Raw genomic sequence first — 8,457 nt, 5'->3', positions numbered from 1 at the left:
GCGCCGAGCCCGAGCAGGGCAGCGCCGCCGTAGGTGTCGGTATCGACGCGCTCGCTGAACTCGCGCAGCCCGCGGCGCTGCAGCAGCGCGCCGAGCCGCCCGGCCCGGGTTCCTGTGAGGGCGCTGCGCAGTTCGGCCGCCGCGAACTTCATCGATCCTTCGAGCGTTTTCAGCGCCACGTTGCCGGTGAACCCGTCGGTGACGATCACGTCGACGGCGCCGGCCATCAGGTCGCCGCCCTCGACGTTGCCAGCGAAGTTGAGCGGCAGCGCGCCGCCCTGCGGTTCGGCGGCGAGCAGTTCGTGCGCCCGGCGGGTCAGTATGTTCCCCTTGCCAGGCTCGGCGCCGATGGTGAGCAGGCCGACTTTCGGCGCGGCGATGCCGAGCGCGATCTGCGCGTAGGCCACGCCGAGCTGGCCGAACTGAACGAGCATCTCCGGCTTGGGGTCGGCGGTGGCGCCCGCGTCGATGAGCACCGTGAGGTTCGGGTGCGTCGGCAGCACGACGGCCAGCCCCGGCCGCGGCACGCCGGGCACCTCGAGCAGCCGCTGCCGCGCGCTCGCCACGATCGCGCCGGTCGACCCGGCAGAGACGACCGCCGTGGCTTGCCCGCGCCTGACCAGCTGGCACGCCACGGCGATGCTGGACCGGGGACGGCGGAACCCGGCGAGCGCGCCCTCGCCCATGCCCACGATGTCTTCGGCGGGCACCACCCGCAGCTCCGAGCCCGCGCCGAGCCTGGCGATCACCGGGCGAAGCCGGGACGGCGGCCCGGTAAGCAGGGTGGTGACGCCGTGTTCCCGCTGCGCGGCGAGCGCGCCGGCCACGATCTCGTCAGGGGCGTAATCCCCGCCCATGGCGTCCACCGCGATGACTGGATCAGCTGGATCAGCGAGCGGGTCGGCGGCCGGCTGGAGGCCGGCTGGCACGGGCTGGTCGTGCGCGGACGCCGGCGCCGGCGAGTCCGGGGCGTCTCGGCGGCCCGGCGGCACCTGGCTCACGTCTCACCCGGGCCTTTCCTGTCCCTGTCCCTGGACCTGCTGCGGCTGGACCTGCTATGGCCACGCATGAACGGCCTGCCTAGCCATTATCCCAGCCCGCCGCCCAGCTATCCGGTCAATGCCCGCGCGTACCTCATCCGCCCTGCCGAAATCGCGCGCCCAGTACTAAAGTGCCTAAATGTGCCATTCCCGGGGCATATTAACCTGGAATAGCACATTTAGCAGGGTCTTCAATCACGTCAACCCCTCTTGTTGCCAGTCGTGTGCAAAAAACCCACTGGCGCGACTGTTACCGGATGGGCTTAGCGGGAACCTGAGTGAGTTCTGAAACGTCTACGTAACGGGAGTTTATCCACGCGTTACTTCAGCGACTCGGGCTGCCCCGCACCGGCAGGCCCGGCCGGAGGGAGAAACGGTTGACTGATATCCAGCAGGTGGTTCCAGAGCCGCGACAGGCCGAGAGCAGGTTCCGGGCGTTCGGTGCCCGGCATCTGGACACGCTCACCCAGCGGGCGGGCCTCAGCGACGCCGAACGGCTTGCGGTTCGCGCGGTGGCGACGGTGCTGCCGTTCCGGACCAACTCCTACGTGCTCGATGAGCTCATCGACTGGGAAGCGGCCCCGGACGATCCGATGTACCGCCTCGTGTTCCCGCAGCCCGACATGCTGCCGGGCTCGGACGTATCGAGGATGGCCGGCCTGCTCAGCGAGAACGCACCGGAGTCGCGGATACACGCGGCCGCGCACGAGATCAGGATGCGGCTGAATCCGCACCCGGCGGGCCAGCTGCTGCTCAACGGCCCCCGCCTGGATGGCAGGCCGCTTCCCGGACTCCAGCACAAGTACCCGGAGACGGTGCTGTTCTTCCCGAAGCAGGGCCAGACGTGCCACGCGTACTGCACGTACTGCTTCCGCTGGGCGCAGTTCGTCAACGAGCCTGACCTCAAGATGGCCACCGACCACATCGACACCCTGGTGGCCTACCTGCGCCAGCACCGCGAGGTGACCAGCGTCCTGATCACCGGGGGAGACCCGATGATCATGAGCGCCGGCGTGCTGCGGCGGTACATCGAGCCGCTGCTCGACCCGAGCCTCGACCACGTCGAGTCCATCAGGATCGGCACCAAGTCACTGGCCTACTGGCCGCAGCGCTACGTCACCGACCCCGACGCGGACACGACGCTCCGCCTGTTCGAGGACGTGGTGAAGTCCGGCCGCGCCCTCGCGCTGATGGCTCACTACTCGCACCCGCGCGAGCTCGAGCCGCCGGTCGCCGCCGAGGCGATCCGCCGGATCAGGGACACCGGCGCGGTGATAAGGACGCAGGCCCCGCTGATCCGGTCGGTCAACGACTGCGCGGCCACCTGGCGCTCGATGTGGCGGGCCCAGGTCCGCGCGGGCATGGTGCCGTACTACATGTTCGTCGAGCGGGACACCGGTCCGCAGGACTACTTCGCGGTGCCGCTGGCGCGTGCCCACGAGATCTTCAGGGACGCCTACGCGGGGGTCTCAGGGCTGGGCCGGTCGGTCCGCGGCCCGTCGATGTCCGCCACGCCAGGCAAGGTGTGCGTGGACGGCATCGCCGACGTGGCCGGGGTGCCCGTGTTCGTGCTGCGGATGCTGCAGGCGCGGGACCCGTCGCTGGTCGGGCGGCCGTTTTTCGCGCACTTCGACCCGCGCGCCACGTGGCTCACCGACCTGGAGCCCGCCTTCGCGGACAGGTTCCCCTTCGAGCCCGATCCGTACGGCCACGACGCGGCCGCACTGCCGGCCATCTGGCCAGGCGAACTGGTCGAGCCGGCCGCTAGCTAACCCCTGGCTGCCCGCCGTGCGGCCTGCGGGCTGCACGGCGGCAGCCAGGCGAAGTATGCTCCGGGCCATGGAGCTGAACGGAACTTCCGCGATCGTCACAGGCGCCGCCAGCGGTCTCGGCGAGGCCACGGCGCGCGAACTAGCCCGTGCTGGGGTGCACGTCGTCATCGCCGACCTCAACGAAGACCAGGGCAAAGAGGTGGCCGCGGACATCGGCGGGCACTTCGCCAGGACGGACGTGACGGACGAAGAATCGGTGCGCGCGGCGGTCACCGCCGCGGCGACGGCTGGCCGGCCGCTGCGGGTGGCGGTCAGCTGCGCCGGGATCGGCTGGGCCGAGCGGACGGTCAACAGGGAAGGCGCGCCGCACGGCCTCGCCAGCTTCCAGAAGGTGATCGCCGTCAACCTGACCGGCACCTTCAACCTGATGCGGATGGCGGCCGCCGCGATGGCGGAAACCGCTCCCGCGGACGCCGACGGGCAGCGCGGCGTGATCATCAACACATCATCGGTCGCCGGGATCGAGGGCCAGACCGGCCAGCTCGCCTACTCGGCGTCCAAGGGCGGGATCATCGGCATGACGGTGCCGGCCGCACGTGACCTGTCGGTCATCGGGGTCCGGGTGAACACCATCTGTCCCGGCGTCATTCACACGCCGATCTACAAGAGCATCGCGAGCACCGGGCGGGACGCCGACGAGTTCCTGGCCAGGCTGGCCGCGCCGGTAGTGTTCCCGAAGCGGCTCGGGCGGCCCGATGAGTTCGGGCACCTGGTCCGGATGCTCGTCGAGAACGACTACATGAACGCGGAGGTCGTCCGCTTCGACGGCGGCATCCGGTTCCAGCCCAAGTGACGACGCCGCTGTAGGGGCCGCATGTCGGGGATCGCGGGATGCCTCGCGCTGGCGGAGGGAACCAGACCGGACACGGACTGGACCGTCCGCGCCGCGCGGCGTATGGCACACAGGGGGCCGGACGACGACGGCGTGTTCGCGGACGGTCCCATCGCGCTCGCCGCCAGGCGGCTGGCGGTCATCGATCCCTCCGCCGCCGGGCATCAGCCCATGAGGTCGTCCGACGGCCGGTTCTGGATGGTCTACAACGGTGAGATCTACAACCAGGGCGAGCTAGCGCGGCGGCTGCGGGCTCGCGGCGTCCAGCTGCGCGGCAAGTCAGACTCCGAAGTGCTGCTCGAGATGTTCGCCGCGGAGGGCAAGGACGCGCTGCGGAGGCTGCGCGGCATGTACGCGTTCGCCATCTGGGACACGCGGAACCAGGAGCTGTTCTGCGCTCGCGACCCGTTCGGCATCAAGCCGCTGTACTACACGCTCGCCGAGGGCGGCAACCAGCTCAGGTTCGCCTCGGAGCGCAAGGCCCTGCTCGCCGCCGGCGAGGTCTCGGTGATCGACCCGGACGCGCTGCGCAGGTACCTGTCGTTCCAGTACGTCCCTGCGCCGGCGACGATGACGCCGCCGGTGCGGTCGCTGCCGCCCGGGCACTTCATGGTCGCCAGGCTCGGCGGGCCTGTCGACGTGTTCCGCTACTGGCGCCCGGTGCTGCGCCCGGCCAAGTCGCCGGCGGTCGACGCACCGGAACGGATACTCGCCGTGCTGCGCGAGTCCGTCACCACCCACCTGCGCAGCGACGTGCCGCTTGGCGCCTTCCTGTCCGGCGGCGTGGACTCGGCGGCGATCTGCGCGCTGGCCGCCGAGAGCCGGCCTGGCATGCTCACGTTCACCGCGGGGTTCGCGCGCCCCGGGTACAGCGAGATCGAGCATGCACAGGAGACCGCGGCGGCGCTCGGGCTCAAGTCCGTGCCTTACGTGATCACCGCGCAGGAGTTCGCCGCGCGGCTGCCGCAGATCATCTGGCAGCTTGACGACCCGATGGCGGACGCGGCGGCGATCCCGCTCTGGTTCGTAGCCAGGGAGGCGCGCCGGCACGTCAAGGTGGTCTTGTCCGGCGAGGGCGCGGACGAGCTGTTCGGCGGGTACGGCGTGTACTACCAGCCCAGCGTGGTGCGCGCCGCGACCAGGCTGCCGGGGTGGGGGCGCAACTCGGCGGGGGCGATGGCCGCCCGGATATCCCAGGGCCAGCGCGGCAAGGGGCTGCTGCAGCGGATCTCTCTTCCGCTGCGCGACCGGTATATCGGAAACGCCCACGTCTTCAGCGGCGCCGAGGTGAACTTGCTGACCCGCTACGGCGGCGGGACTGTCTTCGACGTGACGGACCCGTTGTTCGACCAGGCGGCGAGCGCGGGGCTGGACGACGTGGCGACCATGCAACTCGTGGATATCAATACCTGGCTGCCCGGCGACATCCTGGTCAAGGCGGACCGCGCCGCGATGGCGCACGGGCTGGAGCTGCGCTCGCCGTTCCTGGACCGCGAGGTCATGGCGGTAGCCAGCCGGCTGTCCAGGGCGGAGAAAACCGCCGCGGGCACCACCAAGTTCGCACTGCGCGAAGCGGTCGGCGGGCTGCTGTCGCAGGCGGCCGCGGAGCGGCGGAAGCTGGGATTCCCCGTGCCGATCGGGCACTGGTTCCGCGGCGAGCTGTCCGGCTACGCCGAGCAGGTCATCCACGAGGCGAGGACCGAGGAGTGGCTCGACAAGCGCGAGGTGCTCAACGTGCTGCGCCAGTTCCGGGCCGGCGACCCCGAGGTGCCGTGGCGGCGGCTGTGGGTGCTGCTGGTGTTCTCGCTATGGCACCAGATCTACGTGGAGCGGGTCTTCGACCCGGTCAAGCTCGGCTGGGAGTCGTGACGCCAGCGTCCTGACGGTAGCGACCCTGGCGGGCGGTCAGCTGGTCTTCGGCGCGGGCGGCAGCGCCCCGCCGGATAGCAGCTGCTCGCGGATCTTCCTGCGGCCGCGGTGCAGCCGGGACATCACCGTGCCCACCGGCGTGCCCATGATCTCCGCGATCTCTCGGTACGGGTACCCCTCGATGTCGGCGAGGTAGACCGCGGTGCGGAACTCGTTGGGCAGCCCGCGCAGCGCGCGCAGCAGATCAGAGTCGGTGGTGTGATCGAGCGCCTCGGCCTCCGCGGAAGGGACGGGGACGCCGAGCCGGTCGGCCGACATCTGCCACTCTTGCAGGTCCCCGCCGAGGGCCTGCTGCGGCTCCCTGCGCCGCTTGCGGTACACGTTGATGAACGTCGTCGTGAGGATGCGGTTCAGCCATGCCCGCAGGTTGGTGCCAGGACGGAACTGGTGAAACGCGGCGTAGGCCTTGACTGACGTCTCCTGAACCAGGTCTTCGGCGTCGGTGGGGTTACGCGTCATCCGCAGGGCCGCCGGGTACAGCTGGCTCAGCTGCGGCACGACGTCACGCTCGAAGCGAGCGTGATTGTCGTCGGGGTGCTCTTCGTTCGGGCTCATGCCTGGCTCCGGTGGGTTGGTCTGTCCCTACCCATATAGACGTACGGGATCACTCGGATGGATCGCTCTGTGACCTAAATCACTTTAAGATATGTCGCGATATTGAGAGCCAGGTTAGAACCTGCTGTGTGATCCCTCTGGGGCCTGTCGCTCCGTTGCGGCGGGTGTTGCGGCGGGCTAAATCCAGCCGGTATACCACATGTGCGACAGCCACTGAGAATACGGAATGATCTTCGCCGAAAGTATCGGATAAAAATACCAGAACAGCACTAGGACGGCAAGCACGTAGGTGCCGGCGAGTGCCGAGCCGATCGCACGGCGTCGCAGGCTCGCCGCGACCGGGCCGATGATCAGGCCCAGGCACAGCACGATGCACAAGATCATGAACGGCTCGAACTCGAGCGCGTAGTAATAGAACTTGGTGCGCGAGGGGAACGGCAGCCAGGTCACCCAGCCGGCGGCGACGCAGAGTACCGCGACCCCGGCTCGCCAGTCCCTGCGGGTGAACCACCAGCCGAGGCAGAACAGGATCGCCACGGTGCCCGCCCACCAGATGGCCGGGTTGCCGATCGCGAGCACCTCCGACGACCACTCCTGGCCGGTGTACCCGCTCGGGCACGTCTTGGTTCCCGCCGCGTTCGTGAAGCACTGGTAGTAGAACGCCACCGGCCGGCTGATCACGAACCAGTCCCACGGCTGGGACTGATACGGGTGGCGCAGGCTCAGGTTGGACATGAACTGGTAGATCTCCCTGTGGTACTCGTAGAGCGAGTACAGCTGGGAGATCACGGGGGTGGTGATGCCGTGCTGCTGCGCGTAGTTCCTGTCGTACCCGGTGCTGGTGACTAGCCAGCCGGTCCAGGTCGCGACGTAGGTGACCAGCGGGATCGCCATAAGCGTGACCGGCAGCCACTTGCCGTCCCTGACCAGCGCGCCGCGCACGTACTGCCGCAGTCCCGCGGCCCGCCGCGCCCCGATGTCCCAGGCGACAGCCAGCCCGATGAACGCGAGCAGGTACCAGATCGCGTCCTGCTTGCTCGCGCAGGCCAGGCCGATGAGCACGCCGGCCGCTATCCGCCACTTCCTGATGCCGAGCTGCGGGCCCGCTTCGTCGCTGGGTTCCAGCACCATGGCCGACGCCAGCCGGGCGCGCGACACGTCCCTGTCGACGAGCATCGCGCCGAACGCGGCGAGCACGAAGAACATCAGGAAGATGTCCAGGATGCCGGTCCTGCTCAGCACGAACTCGAGGCCGTCAAGCGACAGCAGCAGTCCTGCCACGCAGCCGAGCAGCGTCGACCTGGTGAGCCGCCGCGCGACGCGGCACATGACCAGCACCGCCAGCGTGCCGAACAGCGCGGGCGCCACCCGCCAGCCGAGCGGGGTCAGCCCGTAAATCCATTCGCCGACCGCGATCAGCAGCTTGCCGACCGGCGGCTGGACCACGTACTCGCCGCAGCTGGTGCCGGAGCAGGCCAGGTACAGGTGGCTGGTGTTTCCGGCCAGGATCAGGTCGTTGGCGTTCTTCACGTACTGCCACTCGACCCCGTGCTGCAGGATGGACCAGGCATCCTTGGCGTAGTAGGTCTCGTCGAAGACCACCGCGTGCGGAATGGATAGCCTGTAGAACCGGGTGAAGGCGGCGAATGCCGTGATGATGAGCGGGCCGAGCCAGCCCCATAGCCTGTCGTCGGGCATGGGGGACATCAGCCTGGCGCGCAACGCGGCAATCCGCTCCGCGGTGTGCGCGTCGCCGCGAGCATCGCGAGCGGGACGGGCACCAGCGGCATCGCGGCCGAAGGCGATCTGGTCGGTGCCAGCGCTGCCCTGGCCGCCGTCTTCAGGATCCATGGCCGGCTGGCCGGCCTCTGTAGCGGTCATCGAACGCCATGTTATGTGGAGGGAAGCCGGGTGGGGAGTAGAAGAGCCGTCGGACCTGATCACGAACAGATAAGCACTGGTCCGCCGCCGGGCGCCGGAATCCTGACGCTCGCCGGGGTGCCTATCGGCCGCCCGGAGGACGCACCGGCCCGGCTGGCCGCCGAGCTGGCGAGCGCCGACGTGATCGCCGCCGAGGATACCCGCCGGGTGCGCCGGCTCGCCACGGCGCTGGACGTGCGGCTGACCGCGCGGCTGGTGTCGTACTACGACGAGGTGGAGGCACGCCGCGCCGCGGAGCTGGTCGACGAGCTGCGCGCGGGCCGGAACGTGCTCCTCGTCACCGACGCCGGGATGCCCGCCATCAGCGACCCCGGCTACCGGCTGGTGG

The 8,457-nt window shown here is 69.5% G+C and carries 7 protein-coding genes; 4 read left to right on the top strand and 3 right to left on the bottom strand.

Annotation, left to right across the window (positions count from 1 at the left end):
• A partial coding sequence (locus tag WA805_RS17550) for a phosphate acyltransferase (RefSeq protein WP_425242868.1) occupies nucleotides 1–857 on the bottom strand: 857 nt, incomplete at its 3' end.
• A 569-nt stretch (nucleotides 858–1,426) separates the two neighbouring features.
• Between WA805_RS17550 and WA805_RS17545 the strand changes: the two genes are divergently transcribed.
• From WA805_RS17545 to asnB, 3 genes are all read left to right on the top strand, one after another.
• Nucleotides 1,427–2,812 (top strand): KamA family radical SAM protein, encoded by a 1,386-nt coding sequence (locus tag WA805_RS17545; protein ID WP_422280150.1) that lies wholly within the window; start codon nucleotides 1,427–1,429, stop codon nucleotides 2,810–2,812.
• A 67-nt stretch (nucleotides 2,813–2,879) separates the two neighbouring features.
• Nucleotides 2,880–3,665: an SDR family NAD(P)-dependent oxidoreductase gene (locus WA805_RS17540; protein ID WP_422280140.1), complete on the top strand. Its 786-nt coding sequence runs from the start codon at nucleotides 2,880–2,882 to the stop codon at nucleotides 3,663–3,665.
• Between the two features lie 21 nt (nucleotides 3,666–3,686).
• Nucleotides 3,687–5,573, top strand: a complete 1,887-nt coding sequence (gene asnB / locus WA805_RS17535; protein ID WP_422280142.1) for an asparagine synthase (glutamine-hydrolyzing) — start codon at nucleotides 3,687–3,689, stop codon at nucleotides 5,571–5,573.
• A 36-nt stretch (nucleotides 5,574–5,609) separates the two neighbouring features.
• Here the strand turns inward: asnB and WA805_RS17530 are convergent, their stop codons facing one another.
• Both WA805_RS17530 and WA805_RS17525 read right to left on the bottom strand, forming a co-directional pair.
• A complete protein-coding gene (locus tag WA805_RS17530; protein WP_422280144.1) occupies nucleotides 5,610–6,188 on the bottom strand; it encodes a sigma-70 family RNA polymerase sigma factor in 579 nt (192 codons plus the stop codon).
• Between the two features lie 177 nt (nucleotides 6,189–6,365).
• Nucleotides 6,366–8,069, bottom strand: coding sequence for a dolichyl-phosphate-mannose--protein mannosyltransferase (locus WA805_RS17525; RefSeq protein ID WP_422280146.1), 1,704 nt, complete (start codon nucleotides 8,067–8,069; stop codon nucleotides 6,366–6,368).
• A 99-nt stretch (nucleotides 8,070–8,168) separates the two neighbouring features.
• Here WA805_RS17525 and WA805_RS17520 point away from each other — a divergent pair.
• Nucleotides 8,169–8,457: SAM-dependent methyltransferase (locus WA805_RS17520; RefSeq protein WP_425242867.1), on the top strand; the 289-nt coding region annotated here is incomplete at its 3' end.

Source organism: Trebonia sp., assembly GCF_049794275.1.
Lineage (GTDB): Bacteria > Actinomycetota > Actinomycetes > Streptosporangiales > Streptosporangiaceae > Trebonia.
This window is presented reverse-complemented; position numbering and strand designations above follow the sequence as displayed.